This window comes from Dawidia cretensis, assembly GCF_018598175.1.
GTDB lineage: Bacteria > Bacteroidota > Bacteroidia > Cytophagales > Cyclobacteriaceae > Ohtaekwangia > Ohtaekwangia cretensis.
Window position 1 is genome coordinate 99,257 of sequence record NZ_JAHESE010000023.1, and the last position, 22,987, is coordinate 122,243.

Genomic DNA, 22,987 nt, shown 5'->3' on the forward strand with positions numbered 1-22,987 from the left:
TCCAGGAGTCGGACGATTTAGTTTTTAGATGGGCACGCTGAGAATCACTAACCACGCTTATCAATCAACTGATAAGCCTTCCATTGACTTTTGAGCTTGTCCTGCTGCATCGCCTGCTCCAGCGCCGTTCCCTTAAATGGCTCGGTTTCGGTTTGAGCATTCATCTTTTCGATCACCAGCTCATACCGCTTCATGCCATAGCTGGATCCGGGTGCATAGTCCATGGAGATTTTTTTCACCTCGGCAGTTCCGGCGTCGATCCAATACGAAACTGATTTTAAGCCCAGTCGCTCCAGCTTTTTGCCCGGCACGAATACAATTTTGGTGTAACCCACATTCGCCTGCACGGTTCCAAATTCACGCGTACACTGGCGGATAGTAAGATGTTGTTGCAGGGAGTCTTGTAATTTCATCATCTCTGAAAACTGGTTCTGCCGTTGCTTGTCTCCCACGGGGCGAGTCATGAATACACTTTTCTGATCGTGCTGGAGAACAACCATGGTCTTTGCATCCTGGTACAGCTCCATCTGATTTGTTTTATACCGGTATTTGTCACCCAAAGATACCACTTCGATGCGCTCTCGCACAACGACTCCTTTCTCAGGTGTTACGATAACGGAAGCAGTCATTTCAAAAGCGTTCTTTTTTGAGAGTAGACGCAACGATCTGACTTTGTCCGTTGCTTTCGTAAACAATTCCTGGCATTCGGCCTGTGTCTGTGCATGTACGGCTATCGTCGTGCAGAGGCTGCCAAGGATCAGGCAAACAGTTGCCAATAAACTCTTCATATCGTTTTGTTACTATGCTTAATGTGTGTTAAAGGGATTCGGCTTCTCCGGAGTGTTATATTGTGTCTCCTGGATTGTCTTCATTCCCTTTTCGGTCTCCAGCATCTTCCGAACAAGCTTCCCTTCCATGTTGTACTGATAGAAGAGTCCAAAGTGTTGATCGTCGAGAATGGTCAATACCCGTAAAGTGGCGGGATCATATACATAACAAATCATTTCGGCGTCTACTGGTTGAATGCGGATGTCGTCAATCCATGGCGCATCCGTTGTTTTCTTGTCCAGGTTAATGGTAAACGTCTCCTCCGGGTCCAGCGTAAAAGCGCCGGGAGTGATCCTTGCTTCCAGCAGCGCCCACTCGCCCGAACGGGCTACGAACTTGAAGTCAGCCTCATACAAATTTGCCTGGCGTGTATCCGATGCTACAATCAGCCTTATCGCTCCTGTCGGGTTATTGCCCTTGGCCCATACCCGTACAAGAAGGCCCTTGGTCAATAACTGCGGATCCGGGTTAAAGGCGCGGGAAGTAAATCGCTGCGTCAGCCGCAGGCTATAGAGTCCGGAGTGCGAGGTTGTTTTATCCGGCGTGCCGGTCAACGGCGTATTGTCTTCGAGTACTGTTCCGTAGCGATTCTCGAAGCTTTCAAAAAACACGGCATTGTAATCCGCATTTTGTGCCACCAAGTATGGAAGGGTGCCGTTATACCCATACTTCGCCGTACTGGGAATGTCCAGCGCGTTACGTTCCTCGATTACGTCGCCGTTGGGAGAATATCGCGTGAACTCCGCGGTATTCAGCCAGCCAGCCTTTACAGTGGCATCGGGTCTTTGCCAGACGAAGTTCGGCAGGACAAATGTGCCGGAGTTATAGTTTTTATCCACGCTAACACGCCCACCATTATAAACGTATTGTGCCCTGGCTCGCCATTTGCCGGCTTCTCCCCTTTCGAACGCATTACCGCTCATCTGTGCCGACGACAGGTAATCATATTTCCAGGAATCCGAATACGTTGTGGCAGACGCCGCGACAATGTTCGCAGTCTTGGGGAGATCGACCTTTCCATATACACAGTCGAAGGCGATATCCTCTGCACAGGCCTGATTTAATTGCATGACATAGCTTCCAGAGAATTTATCAAGCCGTACATTCGCGACAGGGTTCACGAGGACGATGGTTTCGCATAGTGGAAGGATCGGTTTTACGCGAATCGTAAACATTTCCTTCCGTTGACATTTCTGAGGGCCATGTAAAATGACCACAACCTCGTGTCGCCCTACCGCAGGGTGATTGTTGTCTTGATCGACAAATTTATACTGAAGCGTGGGGTCGGTTGTCACGATCTTTTCTTCTTTCCGCGAAGGTCCCTGCCCATAGTAGAAGTAATAATCGTATGACCGCCCGCTGCCGTGCGTGGCAACCGCGAACGTGACCAACTTACCGTCGAACACTTCGGTCGCCGACACCGTCAGATGCGGATCGGGAAAAGCTTCTTCGCAAGGGTCGAACTGCATGAACCTGGCGATGAAAATATCTTTCGATCCAGCGTAGGACACCTGATAAATAGCATCTCCATAGACTATATTTCCCTTCGCAATACCATTTGTAGATTCCGTGGTACCCACGATGAAGACGCTATTCGATCCGCTGTGTGTGGCAATGCCAGAGGCATAGTCCATCCCCGTCCCGCCATAAAACGTTCCCCATACTCTGCTTCCATTTTGATTGAACTTTGACAAGAAGGCGTTGCCGGTGGCCGATGCGGGTGCATCGGGCTGGTGCGAGCCCGGTGTCGAGAAGTAATCCGGCGAGGTCGTCGATCCGGCGACGTAAACAAACCCATTATATCCTACTGCAAGTGCCAGGCACTGGTCATCGCCACTGCTGCCATGGTAGGTGGCCCATGTTGGGTTCCCGGTCGGACTCATTTTTAGAATAAAGCCATCGTTACCAGCGCTTTTCGTCGTCTGCCACGCGCCCGTGGTCGCGATTCCATCAGTGGAAAGCGTGGTGCCACAAACATACATATTATCCGACCCCTGATCGACTCTAATGCTCGACGCTTTTTCGACAGCAGCACCACCATAATAGGTTCCCCAGGTTTTACCGGGTACATCTATGAGGTTGATCGAAAGTTTCCGCATAAACAGGTCGACGGCATCGTCGCCGCTCCCTGACAGTTGCGTCTTGTAGGCCCCCGATGTGGCAATCCCTGTAGTGGACCTGGTAGTCCCCAGTAACCAAATCACGCTCTCGTTGTGATCCAGGGCTATATCAACACCGTAGTCATTGCCCGGGCCGCCGTAGTATGTACCAAATTGAAATTTCCCACTATTACTATTCTCTTCCATCATAAAAAATCGCCCGATGAATGCGTCGTATCCTTCTGCGCCATCTGTACGATTTCGCTGCACTACGCCGGCATTCATGCTGCCGTCATAAAGTCCAGCTGAATTACTGTATCCAGTGATGTAGAAATAGTTCACGCCATCTGTTTCAATCGCATTTGCTTCGTCCAGCCCGGCACCGCCATAGTAGAAACCCCAACGACGCTCACCGGTCGGTTTGAAGCTCGCTACAAATACATCTTTATTGCCAGAATATGTGCTCCTGGCTGGGCTGCCGGTTGGCTGCGCGGGACTGCTAAAAGCGATTCCGCTACTGGAAGTTGTTGTGCCCACCAAATAGATATTACTATTGTCACCTATCGCGACGTCTACGAAGTAGTCCTCACCCAAACCGCCATAATAGGCAGCCCACAACCGCACCCCCTCTTTATTAAACTTTACGACAAAACCATCGCTGACACCACCGCTGAAATACGCCTGACTACTGCCAGTAGTGGCAATCATGCTAATGGAGCTCGTTGCGCCCGCGACAATAACATTTTCTTGATTGTCGACGGTAACCGACGCATTATCCTCCATTCTGGGACCGCCATAATATGTGGCCCAATCGAGAAAAGGCTCCGGGTCAATGATCAATGTCTCCTTCAGAGACCTCTCCGGTGAAGAGAATCCGACAACCATGCCATCCGACCGTCGGGCGATCTGCTCATACCGAATGTCGACCGGTGTATGGCTCTCTTCCAGGAAGCTCGCCGGAATATGCTCGGTAAGCGTTCCATGCTCTAACGTGCAAGTGAGGTTCTTTCCTGACAGATTGTACTCCAGCGCCCCTGCATAGTGCAGTTTTATCTGGCTGACGTCGGCGCCTGGATGTACCACGAAATTATATTCCATCGGTTTTCCGTCATCTCTCGACTGCGCTACAAACTCGATATCAATACCGGGATATACATTTTTGTACGTCACTTTACCGTAGTGGTTTACCATTACCCCTGCTATCGTGGAGTACTCGATAGGATCCGCCGACGCTTCGCTGCTGACAATTTCCATGGTGGGGCTGGCACCCACAAACGATACGTCCACACGGTGAAATTTATATCGGGCCGAACGGATGCGGGGACCACGTGTAGGAAGATCCTTATTTGTGTTACGAACGGAATCAACCTCCGCTACGCGGTATGTATCGTAGCTGAATCCATTTGCGCGCAGGGTAACATTGTTACCGGGTAACATCAACATGTACAACACCTCACGGTTGCCCTGTTGCTGCTGGTCGATAATCTGCCCTTTATTTTCAATGAAGCCGAAGCTCGTGGCCTTCTCCCGCAGTTGATCGACTTGTTGGGCGGCCACTGGCTCCCATGTCAATACCATCCACGCGAGTAGACCTGCCACTATGCCGTATCGATTCTGTGTTTTCATTTTCATGCAATTCTCCGTACGTGTTATTCCTTCCATCCTTCGGCCTTCACGTGACCGTCTCTTATTCCGGAACAATCCATCCAGAACTCCATCAGCTCGATCTTCGCCTGGCTGTCGTCGCCCACCTCATACCGGAACGTCACTTCTCGGATGGTAATATTCGAGAGATCTTTCGAGCATGTACCAGCCTGCGCAGCAAACGCGCTCATGTCCATTTCGGTATAGGGGCCAGGCAACGTAAAGTCACCTTTTCCGGAAAGCACCTTTGCCGCGTCCCGGAGGTCTTGCGCGAAGCTTTGCGCACCGGCTAGAATTTTATCCGATTCGTCCGAATATCGATTGGCCTGGTCTACCGGGTTCAACGCTGCATTTTCCGCGCGTTCGTAATGCGACTGAATGGTGCCCGCCTGGGCGGTGAGTTGATTAGTGCGCCCCGCACGGATAATTTCAATTTCGGAAACAGAAGCTGTTGCTGCCGTCGCGCCCTGTGCAAGCGCTAACTGAAGTCGATTCCCCAGGTAATCTTTCCCTGTCACATAGTAATACGATTCAGATGACGCATCTCCCAGGCGAACCTGGTCGCCGTCTGTAAAGAAGGCGAGATTACAAGGATCGTCGCCTAGCGTAAGATAATCGTCCGTGAACAGGAAGGTGCCTGTGACGCGTTTACCCTCTGTCTTCCATTTTCCTGCCATCGCCGAATACTCCCAACTGGCCGGTATGGTCTGCGTGAGGTATGCACCCTGGAATTCATCCGAGGCGCGTACGGCAACTGCCTGGCCCGTATGCTCATCAAAGGCCAGATTTTCTTCCGTGTGTTTGATGCCGTTCTGAAAAAGTGTTCTTTTCTTCAGAATCGCCGGATAATGAACCACTTTAGTAGTAGCGTGTGTATTCAACTCGCCGCGTATGTCACTGAATGTCGGAATAGCCGTGGGATATGGAATAACCAGGACAATAAACGCCAGTGGAATGATTGTGATTTGTAAATCCACTTCGGCATTTACATCGTCGGAATCTTCAACGACTTGCCGCTGGGCGAACGTAAGGTCCACTTCGCGTCCCAGCTTCTTGCCAGTGATGCCGCTGTATCGGGACGACATGACCGGTATGTTAGCGCCAGGACTAAAGTATGTGTTGACGAATCCGCTTACCGGCGTAATTCCGCTGAGGTCCTGGCTTGGCGAATACGTACCCTGGTAGTTCAGCACACTCTGCGGCTGACCATGCATGCTATTGACGACAAAGCTAAAGCCCTGAACTGCACTTGTTTTTGTGCGTATCTTCGTATAAAAAGGGAACGCCTGAGGCTTGGGGTTATCGACACTTGCGGCGATCGGTGTCATCGTCTCGCCATCGTCTGGGTTCGCCTGACGGATCGGATACTCACGTGCCGTGTTAAACTGGCTTATACTATATCCCGGTGCGGTATTTCCCGAGTAAATATTCTTGACGACCACGCGCGCGTATCCCACCGAGGGCGCCGGAAGAATCGTTTCACCGATCGGCCCTTCCGACTGCTCTTTGTCCTCACCGGCGACCAGCTTACTTCCAAACTTCTGTACTTTGCGGGCGACAAAGTCTACCAATATATTCTCTTCGCGCATAGACAAGGGCTCGTTCGTGGCGACACCACTGCTGATCATTCCCGCTTCGCCTTTCATTTGATAGATATATTCGTTGCCGTAGAGTACTGCGTCGTTTTCCAATCCTTTGTCAAACATCAGAAGACGCTTGACCCGTACGCCGCCACCTTTTTTTGCGAGCGGTGTCGGAATTCTGAAATACGAGTACTGCTCGTTTAAGTGAACACAGAGGTTGTCGTCTCCCGGGAGGGCGAGTGACAGAACCATATTCGACAGCTGGTTCACCAGGTCGCCCGGATCAGAAGGATCATCCATACCTGACGGGCTACAATCATTGGATGGCACAACCTTACCCAATCGTTGCGACTTTACGAAGTCTATACATGCTTCGCGCGGCAATCGATTATTATCTTCTTTCAGCAATTCGATATACGTACCGATCTCATTCGCACCGCAAGATACTACCGACGCATATCCCGATACTTTTTCGGCGTTGCAGGTGGTCATATTCGGCACGTCGTTGCCTATCAAACTGTAGAGGAATCGAAAATATATTTTCTTTTTTCCCTCGACATACCGCTTTCCGATCATATCTCGCATGTTCTTTAAGGCCATGGCGTCGGAATCGTCAATCCCAATAGATTTCGGGTCGATGTAGTAGCGATGGAATAGTTGGCTTGTAGGTGAATTCTGTTCGTTCGGATCGTATTTTAATGCGACCATGACATGTGCCTCCTGGTTTTGCACATAGCTGTAGTCGTCTTGCTCATATTGTACGTGAATTTCTCCTCCCGACGGCAGCCGTATTACCTTTAACTGCCAGGCTGCCGGATCGAAGGTATCAACCGCCTTCTGATTAAGCCAGGGCCGATCATTTGCGAAACGCTCGCGACCGTTGAATTGGTAATTGCCCCAGGCGTCGGTCATCAACGGATCATAGACAGGATTTTCACTGCCCTTCATGTTGGCGTAGAAGCTTACGACATTGTCCGCGCCATTTTTATAGTGGTCCGGATACAGTCCGTAGGTGTTATCTTTGGGATATGCATATTCGAACTCATACGGGCTTATTTTAGTGGGATTGGTCCCATTGTATTCGAAATGAACGTGTGTCAATGTTAACTTTCCGGTTGTTTCAGTCAGACCATTGGGAATACCCGTTGCCAGGTCATTTGTATAGTCAAAAAGCACGGACTTGATAGGCTTCCTTCCGCTTTTGGGACCTGTAATTTTGCCGTCGGCAACATTACGCTTACAATCTGCTAAAAGATAGAGGTCAATTCGGTCAAGTTTCTCGGTTCGGCCTGGCCCTGGGTTCCTGTTAGTACTAAAAGCATTCGCGCTGGCTCCATATCCATCTTTGCGCTCGGATGTTTCGAAAATAGCTACGTGTGTTTTTGTTTCGATGTATTTCAGGTAGTACAATTCTTTCTGTCCTTCCGCATAGCTTACCATATCATCGAGCGGGTCAGAATGGGAGTTCTTTTGGTACAACATTCCCGCATACGGGGCCCGCCAGGTATACCATTCACTGCCAGATTTGAGGTAGCTGAAATAAGTATAGCCCCCCAGGTCATCCGGGCTGGAGCCCCAATAACCGTTATCCGCTGTGCCGCGGTCTACGTAGTCCGGTGTAGTAATCTCCGTTAGTAGGTATGTGGTCGCATAAGGGCTGAGCTTTTCTTCGCCCACCTTAATATCATCATTGGGCCGTGAGGAAACATCTGCCAGGTAGTCGGCTTCGATATGCCCCACGCCAGACGCAGCGCTATAGCTTAATTTACGCTCGCCTTTAGCATATACGGGTAGCCCGTATACATATCGGTTTCCCGCAGTGTTGGTAACGGACATCTCGCCGACGAGGCCCCTATACTCCTCGGCATTTCTTTGCAGTATGGCGTTAACGCGGTTGTCGCGGCAATAGGCTTCGCGTTTGGGGCGGCCGTCTGCGTATTGCATTTCACCATTTAGGTGATAGCCGATATACGACGATCGTCCAACGCGTTCATCCGATTGATTGTACCGCGCGTAGTTGGGGTCAAGCGAAATATCATGGTCATCCAGCTTCACACGGATGGGCTTGTCTGTATGGTTTGTCCCCCACTCGCCCGCGAGATCACTGCTGAAGCGAAAAAATACCGGTTCGTCGACCTGCTTGTTCGAAGCACTTTGAAACACCGACAAATCGCGATCAGGAGTCCAGTCTCGCGCCGTCAGTGTATGTTTACCTTTGCCAACGTCCGCACCGGGGCCAAACGTCCAACCAGCTCCAATCTCGCCGCCGACGTTATACAACTCGGTTTGGCTTTCGACGTGTCGTGGTCCGAAGTGACCCGCTGTTTTATTATGAAGCCTGAAACCGCCGCCTATGCCTTCGCCGGTGACGATAAAATTATCGGCGTCGTTAAAGGGCACCCCCAGGAATACCTCGCGTTTATTAAAATCACTTTCCTGTTCGACGTGATAATCCATTAACGCAGCCGTGTTCCCGGCACCCTCTGCTGAATACATAAACCCGTATGCAGGCACATCCTGCATTGGAACGTTCTGCTGATACGCATAGCTTCCCGTGATGTTTGTGGTTCCACCAACTGGCAGCGGAATCGGGTTGCCTTCAATTCCAATGGTAACGTTGTACGACTTCCCATTATACTTCCCGACAACGTTCGGTAAGGTTGATTCCGTATAGGAAAACATACCATAGGTGCTGCCGAACATGCCAACGCCTGGCGAATACGCGTGATTATTCTTTCTTTGGTGTCCGCCTTTCTTAAGTATGCGGACCATCCTATCTCCGTTAACGGCCGTGGCCCCCGCGCCATGCACCCAGTTCAAAGCTGCATACGGGTTTACGGACGCTGAAACTCGCTTTTCACCATCGGATTCGCCGTAGCCAAGCGAAACAACCCCTTTACCCAAACTCAATCCAACGCCTGTATTATACCCGAAGCCCCGGTAATTATTATAACGCAACGCGACATTCAAGCTAAGGTCAGCAAGTCCCAGATCCTTTCCAAAAACTTCGAATGCTACCCCCAGGCCAACCGTACCGGTCCAGTTCTTGGGCATCTTGTTGTGAAACGTGATATTCTGACCGTTGTAGTCATCTGGCAGTCCGCGCAACGAGCGATTGATCGCCCCCGCGTTCAGTGTCCAGCCATATCCCACCCAGGAGGCTTCCTCTTCCGGTGAAGCACCGCTGTGATATGACAAGGATACCGGATAACCGCTTCCATTCGGTCCTGGCACTTCGAGCAGTGGTAGATTATAGGTGAAATCTCCGCTGAACTCATCCACCATATTGGTCGTTGCGACGGGCTCGAAGCTGGAGAACTCCGGCTGCGAGGGTCCAGACGTCAACGCGTACGAGGCCGATGGCACAACGATTGAGCTCGCAAACTGAAAAAGAAGATACACAGCAATACCGCGTACAATCCTGGGATTCCGTATCATATAATAGGCTTAAACTAATTCAAAAACACACTGCATTATTTCGCCGTGGCGACTACTGAACTTTGAACTTTGCTAAATTCTTTACCAGGAAAGCACTTACAGGTTCCTGGTTATCCTCCCCTTTTACCTTCACGTGCTCTTTTACCGTGAGCACTGCAGCGGCACCGTCAACGGTGAGGTTGGTGTTCGTACTCGGCGCGATAATCTGAATTGACTTGCACTCGACTTCACCGGTGATGGCAACAGCGTATCCTTTTATCCGCACGTTGTCGCCATATACCGGAGTAATTCCGGATGACGTACCTCCCTCCGACAGCGACCATACATCCGGTCCTGTCCAGTTTCCGTTTTTCACGGCATATAAGGTGCGCGGAACATAATTGAAGGAGGTCAGAACCCGTGGTGCAGACGCTGCCTTAATGGAGACGTCGGCATATAGTTCTTTGTTATTATCTGCGAGTGTCACCGTGCGGAGGATTTGTTCGTTGACGTAGTACCGCACATAAAGATCTTTCCGCTCGATGCGGTAAATATTGTCTTCCTGGTGCAAAAGCGAAATCCCGGGATTGGCAGCTTTTTCGCGTACGGACACAGTGCCATCGTTTAGGAAATAGAAGCAGTAGTCCATGGAATTGTAGGCTGCATCGATGTTGTAAGAAGTGAGACCTACCATAAAAACGTCCGAGGGCGATACCCGGTCTACAGTGAACGAAACATCGCCATTCTCGCCGGCCAGTAGTCGGTTTGCCGATAAGGCACCGGTATCCCACGCGGAGACATTGCTGAGCGTCTTTGTTACAGTAGCATTTTCATTGACCCGTAGGTTTATGCGATTGGTCCATTGAGCAGCATAGCCAAGGTAGAAAGTTTTTGTAGCGGTCTGGCCGAGGTCATCCGTGACCGTAACGGTGTAGGTGCCCTGTCCTTTATTGCTGAGCGTAGCGCTGGTCTCTCCGGTGGTCCACAGGAATTTCGGTGTGCCCAGTGCCCCTTTCACATTTACGGTTACGCTGCCGCCGGTATTGTTATCATTGACCGGCACGAGCGTTGCGCCCAGCGTCAGCTTGGGAGGAAAACTCGCGGTGACCAACGGCAGCGGCCCGGCGGGTGCATGGATCGCTACATCTACGAAGTATTCCGGGGAAGCGGTGACGTTTGTTACTGTACGAAAAGGGATGTCATTCCTGGAATATATAATGCTGGTACCGTTACGGGTGATGCGGAATCTATCGCCTTTAACGACGCTCGTCAGCGAGCCCCGGTCTACGTTGTTTTCAAATACCTTGACATAGCCGAGTGGATGTACATAGATGCTGTACGGAAACGGGGTATACGTGGTGCCCCTGTCCATTGTTGCCAGGCCAATGGCAAAGGCAGTTTTAGTCAGCTCGGGCATTATAAATTCAACCCAGCCGTTTGTATTGGCCGGCAGTACATTGGCGGCGGCAGCCCCCGCTTCCCAGCTGTCTGTACCGGTAACGGCCTGCAGCGTGTTGTTGGCATTGATCTGGGTATTGACGAGGTTCTTCCAGGCCATCTCATATCCTAACTCATACGTAGCCGTCCCCTCGCGTCCGACAGCGTCCGTTACCGTAACGGAATAGATGCCGCGTGGTTTGCCTGAAATCGACGACGTCGGTTGCAGTTCAATAGGAGTCCAGCTGTACGTGAAGGGGGCCTGGCCACCTTCCGGCGTGATCGCGATGACACCGTTATTGTTGGTGTATGTCGGCAACTGTATTGTTGGCTTGGCAAGGACTTTCCTGTCGAATGAGCAATACACTGGCGGCATCGTACCGCTGCGGAGTATGGCTTCTGGTCGCAAGCTGAATTGACTTTGTATGCCATTCAACGTAATGAGCACATCCGCATTCTTGTAGAACGTGACAGATGTACCCACGCGCTCGATCTTGAACACATCGCCTGCTGCGGCAGTCGTTGTTGCTATGGCACCGACGTCATACTGGAAAACACGGGCCTGCGCACCGTCGATCTGTATCGCATATTGACTACTGGTGTAGGAAACCCCTTCTTCCAATATATTGAGGGCCATGAAGAAACGGTTTGATGTGCTGGCCACGTAGGTGACTTGAACAAACCCATTCTGCCCCGCAGGAAGAATGTTGTCGCCGACAGCACCGCCGTTGTACGTCGATGCACCAACGGCTCGGGTTATGGAGAGGTCTGCGTTAATGGTGATGTTGCTGGTCGGGTCGACCCAGTTCGCTTTATAGAGCGTCTGCGCGGCAACTGCTCCGGTTAGAAATGTAAATAGCGCGAGCGCTATGACCTTAAAATATAAAATAGAACGCATAGGTATATCGTGCACAATATTGGAATTGTGTATCATACTATTAAAATTATACTATAACTATAAGAGCCTGACAGAGTTGGGCACTCCGTAATTACACAAAGAGTGATGTTATCTGGTGTATATGCACGTAATCATTGCGCATCAACGGTAAATTATCTCATTGTTATACTTTGTAAGTATACAATAATTTCAACTCGTCGATCAAATCCCACACTAGACGTACAAAAGTAACATTACCTCGACAACTTCGGAAGGTTCATGATTACTTTTTTTTCAAAACTGAAGTGATTCGTACCCATTTCCCAATATGGATCCTGGAACGTCAATTGCAACGGTTCGCGTACACTATCAAATGTGCCGCAGTGATATTCCGGCAAAACAAATGCCACAATAAAACTTATCTTGTTAGCCAGTGCGTTATATCCCTCGAAATTGGAAAGCACCGGCTCATACGTGGTGCTATCGCTGGTCAGCGTGATAAACTCCTGGATGTTAAAACTCAGAAAACGCATACGATTGGATAGTTCCTGTTGATCCGGTACGTTATAATACATCAAGTCGCTATACGTCACATTACTTTTTTCTGCCTGCAGCGTCACCTGGAACGCCAGCCCACACTTATACGATTGTACCACAGAATCAAACGGCACGCCTTGCTCCGGCCGGTAGGAACGGTAGGCCTGGTATTCAGCGGGAAGAAAACGGGCATCCAGCGTTATACCATTGATCTTCCGCGATTTATACAATCCGTTGTCCGGATCGGCCAGCCAGGCGCCATATTCCTCTGGCGCCAACGTACCGGGTGTGCGATCGCACGACAATAACACGAACAGGCTCAGGGCTGCTATAAGAGACAGTTTTTTCATTTTCCTTTATACTGTTCGTTTAACTCTTTTACGACGGCATCCGTAACATCCAGCGACTTATTGCCAAAAAGCAGGTTTCCGGACAGTGTCGTGCCCAGGATATAGTCATAACCCTCGCGCAAGGCATACATTTCAACAAAACTGTTGACCTGATTTAATACCTGTTGCATCATTTTTTGATCTTCTTCATTTATTTTCCCGTCGATGGCATTTTCGTATTGCATCACCTGTTGTTGTTGCTGTCCCAGCCGGCGTTCCTCTTCGGCCCGTTTCGCAGGACTCATGCCGGCGGCCTGGCTCATGTAACGCGAACCCGCTCGTTGAAAATCCTGACGCAGTGAATCGACATTTGCCATCATCTGTGTTTTCCGCTTCTCAAATTCCGCGCGCGCTTCGATCGTACCGCGGTATTTTTCGATCAGCTCCTGAGAACGGATATAAACAATCGACGGTGCCTGGTGTTGATACACGTAGGCGGCGAGGGCTGCCACTCCCACGATTAGGACAATGATACCGGCCAGGATAATTTTCTGTAAGCGCATAGCGAATGTTTATGGATTAACTTTTTTCTTAATATACTTTGTTTGCGAGTCCATGCCGAACCGGATCGAATCAGCATGAACCTCTAATACTTTGAAACCATCGATCTCCTCTCCTTCTCCGACGATATAATCTTTGCCACTATACTGTACGATCGCAGTTTTCTTTTTACGTGTGGCATTGCTGATCATGCCCCTATATTGCAACAGGCTCCAATTGATCATGACACTCGGCGCAGTTGCCACTACTGGGCGCTGAACCTTCGGCGCAACGGATTTCTTTACGGCTACGACAGGCTTTACCTGTTGCCGGAGAAAAGGATCCGGATACGAGAGTGACAACGTGTACGTATTGGTCTCTGCGACGGTCTGCACCGGCGTACGCGAAGGCCGTACCGCTACAGGTGCATCATCCTGCATCTGGTCGTAGATGCGGTAGCCGATGATGCCCCAGATACCGACCACCAATACGGAAAGGATCAACAGTTTTTTGTTCTTGAGGAACTCCATGCCTTTGTTATTCGATCGTGAGCGTGCGACACACGTAGTCAGTCTCTCCCCCTTCGTGCGTTGCCTTTACACACCACTCGTACTCTCCGGGAGTCAGCTCCCAGAGAACTTTCGTGCCGGTGAGCGCGGAGTCCAGCTTGAGGAGTTGCTGTGATTGACGGTTAGGGAATACGATCAGCAAATTGTATTCGCTGGCATCGACCAGGGGGCTCCATGTAAAGTTTATCTTTTGTGTGCCTTTCAGCGTAACGTTGTTTGCCGGGTACTGAAGCACTACAATTTCTTTTGGCGGTATGGGATCCGTTTCGGTAATGGTAATTGTGCGGCACACAAATTCTGTCTTGTAACCGCTGTTAACTCCGCGCACGCACCACTGGTATTGTCCTGCTGGTAGCGTCATCGAGAACTGCGGCTTTGTAACAAGGGTATCGATCAAGAGGCTTTGCGGATTTGTATTGTCCGGTGATACGACTTGTAGCTCATACGTCGAGGCCCCCTCCAATTCCTCCCACCAGAACAACACCGCGACCGAGTCGGTTTGTGTAACACCGTCGGCGGGCAGACGTAGCGTGACCGTGTCATCGGACAAGTCTGTCTCCAAAATATCATCGCAGCATGTCACCGCCAAAGTCAGTACAAACAGCAAAAGCGACACTAAATATTTATTCATGGATTTCCAGCGGTTTAGCAGACTGAAATACGACACGTGCAATCAACACGGCCTTTTTATTGACTTCTTCCCGGTCGAATTTTAACGAAACGACTTTTACCCGTTTCAATTCTTCGCCTGTGTTATGCAGACAGCCGAGTAGATCTATAAATCTACCCTCGAGGGATACTTGCCAGGTTTGCACGGTTACGCCTTCTTCCTCCGTCTCGCGGGGTGGATCAAAACGTTTTACGATAACGTGGTGCGCCTGCGCAGCCCGGCTTACCGAGGCAAACACATCTTCGGGCGGCCCGTCCCAGGCAATTGCTTGCTTACCCGATGCAACACGTGTCGGCGTGTGTTGCGCCAGTGACCGGCTTAGCTTCTGATGATCCTGCCATAGCGTCCACGTGCTGCGCAACGGTACGAACACCAATAGGCAGACGATCGCAGCGGCTATGCCGTACACAAGTTTCGGATTTTGCTGTAGCGATGTCACGTTCATGGCAACTGCACGTAAAATTCAAACACTCCTTTTTGCGACCGCGCATCATGCTGGTAGCGCTGCTCGGTGATAGCCTTTACCCAGGGACGTTGCATGAATGCCTGGAGCATCCGTTGTAAGGCCAGTGGGTCGCGGGCCAGGCCTTTCACCCGAAGCACGCTGGGACGGTATACATGCTTGCGTAAGCTCTTCAGGATTCCGTCGTCGATCACTCCGATTTCCAGGCTCGTCAGCTCGATGCCATCGCCTGTGAGCTGTCCTACCTGGTCGGCATAATACAACGGCAGGATGTTCGACTCCCAGCCTGCGTGCTCGAGGAAGTTCGTGAGGTTCGTCTGTTGATGCTGCTCCCGGCTATTCTTTTGCTGGCGGTCTGTTACCTGCACCGCGTGTAATTCCATTTCATCATTTGCTCCTTGCAGCCAGAAGTTCACCGCCATGTTGACGAGCAGGAGCACCAACAGTGCTACCAGTGCCCACTTACCGGCAGTATGCAGGTGTGCCTGTCGCTGATAACGATCGTTATTTTCGTGCAGCGCAGGCCAGCCGGCGACGTCCAGGTCGGCATGGCCGAGCAGCAGAGACCAGGCTCCGGCATACGCCAGAAATATATCGGAAGACACACGTTCCTCTCCCAGTGAAAAGGTGGCGACAGCACCCGCTTCACGCGCGTGTACCGCCGTGATTCGATTCTCGCGGCGCTGTAAAGTGTAATACGGCAGCGCTACGAATTCTCCGGGCGGAAGCAACGGGAGCACCGGTGCAACAACAAACGCTCCCAGGGAAAACGATATCAATGAATGCTGCGCAAAAGCCGGCATTAGTGCAGTCAGCACATCCTTGCGCAGGATCAGCAGGAAATGCTCGGCGCCGGAGCGATACCGCTGGGCTACGAAATCCTCCTCGCGGATCATGGGAAAAAGCTGTTTCTGCAACACGTCCAGGCGTATGTCTGCTGCCGGCGTAGCCGACTTCGGGAGTACACCGCGTCCTTCTATATTCAGATGAACGCGCGCCCCTGCCGGTACTTGCTCGTGCAACACCTGGCGGAGTTGCTCCACGGATGTTAGGTCAGCCGTGGTAAAGGTCTGCTTGACGACGTCCTTCTCTTGCTTCAATACCGCGATGCTAATAGCCAGACCGCCGTCGTCCTGTAGACGCACGTTTACCCCGGTCATGACCGGAAGCGCGCTGCCAAAGTTGATAAGCGACCTGATTTGCATAGCCTTAATACACCAGCGTAGGTTTGATAAACACGATCAGCCGGTAGTCTTTTTTATCTTTCTGGCGATAGCTGAATAACCACTTCAATACCGGAATACGCGAGAGTAGCGGAACACCGCTGCCACTTTCCGACCGCGACGATTGCTCCATCCCTCCCAGAATGATCATCTCCTCGTTCTGCACCCGGATTTTCGATTCAAATTTTCGTGTGGTACTTCCCGGAGGCGCATTGGGTTGGCTCGGTGCCGTGAAGTCCGAAAACTCGGAGGAAATGTCGAGTGTAATATGTTCGTTGCCGGAGACTAATGGACTGATCGTAATCGACATGTTCGCGTCAATCTTTATAAATCGTTGTGTGGTGCTGTTGATCGGAGTGACCCCGCCGGTAACATTCTGCGTCTGCTCGGAGTAGTACGTCGAACGCCCGATGACGAGGTTTGCCTTGCTGCCATTCATGGCCGATAGCTTCGGCGTTGACCGGATCTGGATGTTGTTATTTTTCTCAAGCGCCGTCAGGGTGGCGTAAAAACCCGGTGTCACGCGGCCGAGGTTGGCAACCCCTTTCGTATCGAGCTTACTCAGCAGGTTATTGATGGAACCTGAGCCGATCGTCATGTCCAATCCCGGGAACACCGAACCACCCGTCTTCGGCACGGAGTCTGAGAGCACAGCTTTTATGCCGGTCGTCAGGGAGAACCCTTTGTCCACTTCCGCCACAATTACTTCGATGAGGATATTGGGAATAGGCTGGTCGATGAGCTTGACAAAGGCAAAGAGCTCGTCGATCTTGTGTTTGTTACCGGTGACAATAAAGGCGTTCAATTCTTTCACAACCTTCACTTCCATCTCTTTCATCATGTCGGACGGAATCTCCCGCTCGATCCCCTCGATCGTTCGGAAGTTCAGCTTGAGCATTTCTGTTACACGGAAACCCTCTTGTGTACGCTGTCCCATCAGGTAGACGCCATCTCTCTTCTTGTAGGTATAGGTGGTCCCCTGAAACAGGAATGAGAGCATCTCGCTATAGCGCACGCGTCTGACCTTCGCCGTGGTGTTGCCGGTGATTTCGGAAAAAAGGATATAGTTGATCCCCAGGTGCGTAGACACCTGGTGAATAATCTCGAGGATTGGGTAGTTCACCACATCCAGCGTAATCAGCGAATCCTGGAAATTAATGTCGCCCTGCGCCGACAGGCGTTGGATGGATGAAGCTGAGGACGTGCTGGGGATACTGGACGGCGTGTTGCCGCCCTGCGCATTCTCAAGTATAAAGACATCGTCTTTCGACCGCGTCAAACGCAGACCGTTGGTATAGGCCAGCTTATCTAGCGCGCTTTCCAGGGGAAGGTCGCGAATAAAGCCAGTCACAAGTTTGTGCTCAATCTCTATTCCTCCGTTGGCAATCACGTTGCGGTCCGTGAGGCGCGTGAGCTCTTTTACAACAGCACGTAGGCTGTCATTCTGTAAGTCAAACGACACGCGCCGGGTAGCCGGATCGAATTGAATCTTCAGCTTTCGCACCACCGGCGGGGGCGCCGCTACAAAGGGTGCCTGGTATTTTGTAAAAGATAGAATAGTGCCTGTAAAGCGTATATCAAGCCGGTATTCCTCGCACAGGAAATAAATGATATCCCTGACCGGTACACTGGTAAAATTATTGGTCAGCGTGATGTTCAGCGCAGGGTCGATCTGAATGTTCAGCCCGTGACTCTCTGCCAACGTACGCAGAAAGACCTGAATGGATGAGCCCGATACGGAAAAGTTGGCCGGCTCGCGCAACCCGGGTGACAATGAATCGGAAAGCATCTCCAGCTGGCCGCCGATGTAGGCCAGCCGTTGCGCAAACGGATCATCTGTTTGCCCGTGCGCCATCCAGGCCAGGCAACAAAACAACATGCATATCGCCAGTTTCGCGCTAGTAGTTCTCATTCAATAAGAGAGGGTAAATTTCTTCCAGGCTTGTTTCGCCGCTGCGGAGTACATCCAGCGCACCTTCCTGTAACGTTTTGATGCCAAGTGACCGGAAATAATCGCCCACGGCCTTGGCGTTCTCCAGGATAAAGTCGGACACCTGGTTGTCTACCGGTATAATTTCGTAGATCGCTTTTCGTCCGCGGAACCCGGTAAAAAAACACTCCTTGCACCCTTTGGCGACGTAGTGCTCGGTAACGGTATGTTTCTTTGTAAAACCAGCCGGAAATACATGGTCGTTTACCGACGCTTTTTCCTTGCAATGCGGGCACAACACCCGTACGAGCCGTTGGGCCAGCGTGGCGTTGAGCGTATTCGCGAGGAGAAAGGACGGAATGCCCATGTCGATGAGACGTGAGATTGTACCCCAGGCCGAGTTGGTGTGGATCGTGGACAATACGAGGTGACCTGTCAGCGCTGCGCGTATCGCAAGCGTGGCAGTTTCGGCATCGCGGATTTCTCCCACCATGATGATATCCGGGTCCTGGCGCAGGAATGTGCGCAGCGCCCGGGGGAACGTGAACCCAATGTCTTCTTTGACCTGCACCTGGTTGATGCCGTCGAGGGTATACTCGATCGGATCTTCGACGGTCAGGATATTGTCGCTTTCTTTGTTCAGCAGCTTGAGCGTGGCGTAGAGCGTCGTGGTTTTGCCCGAACCGGTCGGGCCGCTGATCAGCACGATACCGTTGGGTTTGCGTATACTCTGGTGATATCGTTCAAAGTCGATTGCCGATAAACCCAACTGCCGGAGATCGATCTCCATCGCGTTATTGCCCAGGATACGCAATACAATTTTCTCCCCGTACAACGTCGGCAGCACCGACACGCGAATGTCGAACTTCAGACCGTTGCGGTTAAAGAAAATACGTCCATCCTGGGGTAACCGGCGTTCGGAGATGTCCATGCCGGCCATGATCTTGATCTTGTTGACCAGCGCCGGGTAGTCGCGCTTATTCAGGGTAATACGCTCGGCCAACTTGCCGTCTACGCGCAGGCGTATGCGGCATTTCTCCTCGTAGATCTCCAGGTGAATATCACTGCTCTTGAGCAGGCGCGCCTCCTGGATCAACTCCGACACAAAGTCCTTCTGACCGATATCGATCTTTACGGCGCCGCCGGCTTCCTGTGTAGAAGTCCCTTTGATATAATAGAGCGCCAACGCCTTTCCGATCAGCTCGGAATCATGTGCCAGCAGCTTTACTTTGCGGCCCAGTACAATCTCCAGCTCCTCTTGCAACGCCTGGCCACTGCGGCTGGCGTCGGCATACAGGTGGAGGGTGTCGCCTGAAACCCGAGCGGGCAGAATGCGGTAGTGCCAGGCCAGGTCGCCGGACACTAATTTCCGTGTCTCCGTGTCGAGTATTATCTCTGTCCCATCTGCGGCAGGTTCCATCAGATAACAGAGGTTAGGAATATGACGAGAAAACACAGGCTTTGCATGCCGGCCAACGGCACGGTTTGATGCCGCCGGTAAAACGAAAATCTTTGTAAGAGAGTATGTGCCACCAGGGCCACGATCAGGCTAAGCGAAATAAAGATGATGAAGCTGGGGGTATCAAACCACATGGCGAGGATCGCAAAAAAAAGAATATCGCCCAAGCCGATGGATGACAACGGTGACACCATCCGCTTGTGACGGACGTAGAGAACCCCTAACGCCACCGATAACAACAGCACCATATATGCGATATTCATCAGAAAAGAAATCCCAAATTCCTCGAAGGTCACATGCGAAAACCGCAGTGGCAACAATGCTGCCGGCAGCAACAAATACCATACTAACTTTACTGTCCGGTGCGCAAAATCCTCATAACCAATGCAAAGCAGTAATACCGCTGCCAGGATCGAAAATGCCAGCATATCGCGGCTACTTTAGTCCTTTACAACCTCGGTGAGATTGCTTTTTTCATCAATCTCCCAAACATTGAACTCGCCGTCGCCGTCAAAATCCACCACCGCGGTCGCGCGGGCCATGAAGCCCCTCACGTCTGCCTGGACAATTTCGAACGTATAGTTTGCTTTTCCGTCCTCTCCTTCCGTTACGAGTTGCTCTTGCTCGAACCCGACCTTTTCCAGGTCGCCGGAGTATTTAGAAAATTCGTAAAAGAATGTTTTTTCTAACGTGTAGATGTGTTTAAGGCCCTGCTTCGCTTCCACACTGCGCGTGCGCGAGATCAACGGCATCAGTACTGGCAAGGCCAGTAGGACCAGGATCCCGATAATAACCAAAACGACCAACAGCTCCGATAGCGTAAACGACGACACGTTTTTTGCCAGGATCCTGTGGACGCGCCGGCAGGTCTTGTTTTTCATGCGGCAAAAATAGACACGTTGTCTATCGATAAAAAATGCACTTTCAACTATTTATTACATTGTTCATCTTTTATTCCTAAACATTTAGTGTCGACACTGCAGCATTATCCAAGAAAAATGTTATACCGCTCATGGTATACGAAGTGTCGCTTGATTCTGAACATGCAACGCCTTGGCTGGCAGTGTATTATTACCAATCCTGATGTCCCGCCTTTCGGTTACGGTCAGATTGCTCTATGCCGTCTGTAGTGACGCTCGTGTTTTTATTCCAGGTATTTTGATTCATACAGCAGGCGTACATTATCAACAGTGATATTGCTATACGTGATCGTATGGCATGGAACCTCGAAAACGTTTGATCGCGCGCAATAGTAACTTTTTTAGCGACAGCTATACAAACAAGGCCACTGCCGCAGTGCGACAGCGGCCTTGTTGTCTCCGATATACATTGGCAATTTCGCACGTAGCGAGAAGTCAATGAGGGTAAAGATGACGCTTCAGCAAACTTATTTGCTGTAGCATCCGGCCTCACCCTTGGGCTACCAGCGGGATTACCTTCGTTCCAATCAATTCAATCGAACGCAGCAGCTTTTCTTGTGGTAAATGCGCATTATCCATTTGGAAGGTAAACCGGCTGACTCCACCAAGTGCTCGCTGTGGCGTAGAATCTTCTCCGCTACCTCTTCAGGGCTGCCGATCACCAGGGCGCCGCGCGGCCCGACCTGGGCATCAAAGTGCGGGCGGGTTACGGGCGGCCAGCCACGCTCACGGCCGATCTTTGTAAAGGTCGTAGCATAACCCGGGAAAAATTCGTCGTGTGCCTCCTGCGTGGTGGCGGCAACGAAGCCCAGTGAATGCAGACCTATCTTTAGTTTCTCCGGGGCATGACCGGCTTTGGCGCCAGCCTCGCGATACAGGTCGATCAGAGGCCGGAAGCGGTGCGTTTCGCCACCGATGACGGCCACCATCAACGGCAGCCCTAACATGCCGGCACGGGCGAACGATGCAGGTGTGCCGCCTACGCCCAGCCATACCGGTATCGGTGATTGTACGGGCCGCGGATAAATAGCCTGTTCTTTTAAGGCCGGCCGGAAACGGCCTGACCATGTAATAACCTCCTGGTCGCGGATCTTTAAAAGCAGATCCAGTTTTTCGGCAAAGAGATCGTCGTAATCTTGTAGCTTGAAGCCGAACAACGGGAACGAGTCCGTGAAGGAGCCCCGTCCTACCACCAATTCTGCCCGCCCTTGCGAGATCAGGTCCAGGGTGGCAAATTCCTGAAATACGCGCACCGGGTCGGCCGCGCTGAGCACGGTCACGGCACTGGTTAGTTTGATGTTTTTTGTGCGGGCCGCGGCGGCGGCCAGGATTACAGCCGGGGCTGAGTCGAGAAATTCCCGGCGGTGGTGTTCGCCAATGCCGAAAACATCGAGCCCCACCCGGTCGGCCGTCTCGATCCGTTGCAGCAGCTGCGCCATCGAATCCATGTTACTTTGATTGCTTCCGATGGTAGCGGCAAAGCTGTCTATTCCAATTTCCATAGGTTTCCTCCTTGATTGATGTTACAACATGCTTTTCAGGAGGATGGTTCCCGGGGAGCTTCCTTAAGAAAACATGTGATGCAGGAATATCATGGGTAACAACAACAGCAGGACATAGGCTGCCTCGAGGTACCAAAGTTTTCGGGGATTCTCCCAGAAGACGTTATAAAGTATGAGCGCATAGACATTATAGACGAACAGGAAGATGAGAGACGCTATCCCGAACGCTCCCAGGGCGTCGCTGTTCTCATCAAAAAGAATAATACGGGCGAGCATGAACAAGATCGCTGCGTTTATAAGGACGATGGATATTCTTCTAAAGGCTTCAAACATAGTAGTTTTAGTTCCATTGGATATACCCGAAAAATCCGGTATAGAGTCTATCAAATGTCGATATATAGAATAGATATCCAATAGTTAATTAAATTTTATCCAATAGATATTCAAATATTATATAGGTATTGAACATCTCCTAATGAAAATCTTTTCCTTAAAATTTAATTTATTCAATTGATTGACAGTCGCCCCCCCTTTCCGTACATTCGATTCAGACACCGTTACTATTTTGACCGTTGTCGAAAAAACCTCTCGTTACTTAAAAACCAATCGATTATGCCCTTTCTCGAAGGACCATTTGCCTTTACCGGCAAGTTTGACATGTTTAGCGCCTATCGCATGCGTGGAATCGACAGGATTGTCGTTCGTCGCAAGGGCGGGCCCAGCGCCGATAAAGTAAAAACAAGCCCCAGTTTTAAAAACACACGTCGTACCATGTCGGAGTTTGGCGGTTGCTCGCGCCACGGCAGTTATGTACGGATGGCAATGCTTCAAATCCGGCATCTGTCAGACTATAACTTCGGCAGTGACATAAACAGTATCATGCGCCAGGTACAACTGCGCGACGGCACCGGCGAATGGGGCCGTCGTCGTATTACGCTCTCCGAACATACGCGCCTGCTC

The 22,987-nt window shown here is 51.0% G+C and carries 16 protein-coding genes and 1 pseudogene; 1 reads left to right on the forward strand and 16 read right to left on the reverse strand.

Annotation, left to right across the window (positions count from 1 at the left end; genetic code table 11):
• Positions 1 to 47: 47 nt before the first annotated feature.
• The 16 genes and pseudogenes from KK062_RS20010 to KK062_RS20085 all read right to left on the reverse strand — a co-directional run bounded on the left by KK062_RS20010 (position 48) and on the right by KK062_RS20085 (position 22,360).
• Positions 48 to 788 carry a hypothetical protein gene (locus KK062_RS20010; protein WP_254086119.1) on the reverse strand — a complete coding sequence of 247 codons (741 nt, stop codon included), beginning with the start codon at positions 786 to 788 and terminating at the stop codon, positions 48 to 50.
• Positions 789 to 806: 18 nt separating this feature from the next.
• Positions 807 to 4,559, reverse strand: a complete 3,753-nt coding sequence (locus KK062_RS20015) for a DUF7948 domain-containing protein (protein WP_254086120.1) — start codon at positions 4,557 to 4,559, stop codon at positions 807 to 809.
• Between the two features lie 17 nt (positions 4,560 to 4,576).
• Positions 4,577 to 9,592, reverse strand: coding sequence for a hypothetical protein (locus KK062_RS20020; protein WP_254086121.1), 5,016 nt, complete (start codon positions 9,590 to 9,592; stop codon positions 4,577 to 4,579).
• A gap of 52 nt (positions 9,593 to 9,644) precedes the next feature.
• Positions 9,645 to 11,906: a hypothetical protein gene (locus tag KK062_RS20025; protein WP_254086122.1), complete on the reverse strand. Its 2,262-nt coding sequence runs from the start codon at positions 11,904 to 11,906 to the stop codon at positions 9,645 to 9,647.
• 233 nt (positions 11,907 to 12,139) lie between these two features.
• On the reverse strand, positions 12,140 to 12,772 hold the full coding sequence (locus tag KK062_RS20030) for a hypothetical protein (protein WP_254086123.1): 633 nt from the start codon (positions 12,770 to 12,772) through the stop codon (positions 12,140 to 12,142).
• Positions 12,769 to 13,314: an OmpH/Skp family outer membrane protein gene (locus tag KK062_RS20035; protein WP_254086124.1), complete on the reverse strand. Its 546-nt coding sequence runs from the start codon at positions 13,312 to 13,314 to the stop codon at positions 12,769 to 12,771. The genes KK062_RS20030 and KK062_RS20035 overlap by 4 nt, the downstream gene beginning before the upstream one ends.
• Positions 13,315 to 13,323: 9 nt before the next feature.
• Positions 13,324 to 13,821, reverse strand: coding sequence for a hypothetical protein (locus KK062_RS20040; RefSeq protein ID WP_254086125.1), 498 nt, complete (start codon positions 13,819 to 13,821; stop codon positions 13,324 to 13,326).
• Between the two features lie 7 nt (positions 13,822 to 13,828).
• A complete protein-coding gene (locus KK062_RS20045; RefSeq protein WP_254086126.1) occupies positions 13,829 to 14,491 on the reverse strand; it encodes a hypothetical protein in 663 nt (220 codons plus the stop codon).
• The gene (locus KK062_RS20050; RefSeq protein ID WP_254086127.1) at positions 14,484 to 14,975 is read right to left on the reverse strand and encodes a hypothetical protein; all 492 of its coding nucleotides are present in this window, start codon (positions 14,973 to 14,975) and stop codon (positions 14,484 to 14,486) included. Before KK062_RS20050 ends, KK062_RS20045 begins: the two co-directional genes overlap by 8 nt.
• Complete coding sequence (locus KK062_RS20055) at positions 14,972 to 16,198, reverse strand: hypothetical protein (protein ID WP_254086128.1); 1,227 nt, start codon at positions 16,196 to 16,198, stop codon at positions 14,972 to 14,974. The genes KK062_RS20050 and KK062_RS20055 overlap by 4 nt, the downstream gene beginning before the upstream one ends.
• Before the next feature lie 4 nt (positions 16,199 to 16,202).
• Positions 16,203 to 18,128 carry a type II secretion system protein GspD gene (locus KK062_RS20060; RefSeq protein ID WP_254086129.1) on the reverse strand — a complete coding sequence of 642 codons (1,926 nt, stop codon included), beginning with the start codon at positions 18,126 to 18,128 and terminating at the stop codon, positions 16,203 to 16,205.
• The gene (locus KK062_RS20065) at positions 18,115 to 19,566 is read right to left on the reverse strand and encodes a GspE/PulE family protein (RefSeq protein WP_254086130.1); all 1,452 of its coding nucleotides are present in this window, start codon (positions 19,564 to 19,566) and stop codon (positions 18,115 to 18,117) included. Before KK062_RS20065 ends, KK062_RS20060 begins: the two co-directional genes overlap by 14 nt.
• On the reverse strand, positions 19,566 to 20,033 hold the full coding sequence (locus KK062_RS20070) for a hypothetical protein (protein ID WP_254086131.1): 468 nt from the start codon (positions 20,031 to 20,033) through the stop codon (positions 19,566 to 19,568). Before KK062_RS20070 ends, KK062_RS20065 begins: the two co-directional genes overlap by 1 nt.
• A gap of 12 nt (positions 20,034 to 20,045) precedes the next feature.
• Positions 20,046 to 20,486 (reverse strand): type IV pilin protein, encoded by a 441-nt coding sequence (locus tag KK062_RS20075; protein ID WP_254086132.1) that lies wholly within the window; start codon positions 20,484 to 20,486, stop codon positions 20,046 to 20,048.
• Positions 20,487 to 21,014: 528 nt separating this feature from the next.
• Positions 21,015 to 22,027 (reverse strand): annotated as a pseudogene (locus KK062_RS20080) (LLM class flavin-dependent oxidoreductase).
• Between the two features lie 63 nt (positions 22,028 to 22,090).
• Positions 22,091 to 22,360 (reverse strand): hypothetical protein, encoded by a 270-nt coding sequence (locus KK062_RS20085; RefSeq protein ID WP_254086134.1) that lies wholly within the window; start codon positions 22,358 to 22,360, stop codon positions 22,091 to 22,093.
• A gap of 279 nt (positions 22,361 to 22,639) precedes the next feature.
• Between KK062_RS20085 and KK062_RS20090 the strand changes: the two genes are divergently transcribed.
• The coding region (locus tag KK062_RS20090; protein WP_254086135.1) for a hypothetical protein at positions 22,640 to 22,987 on the forward strand (348 nt) is incomplete at its 3' end.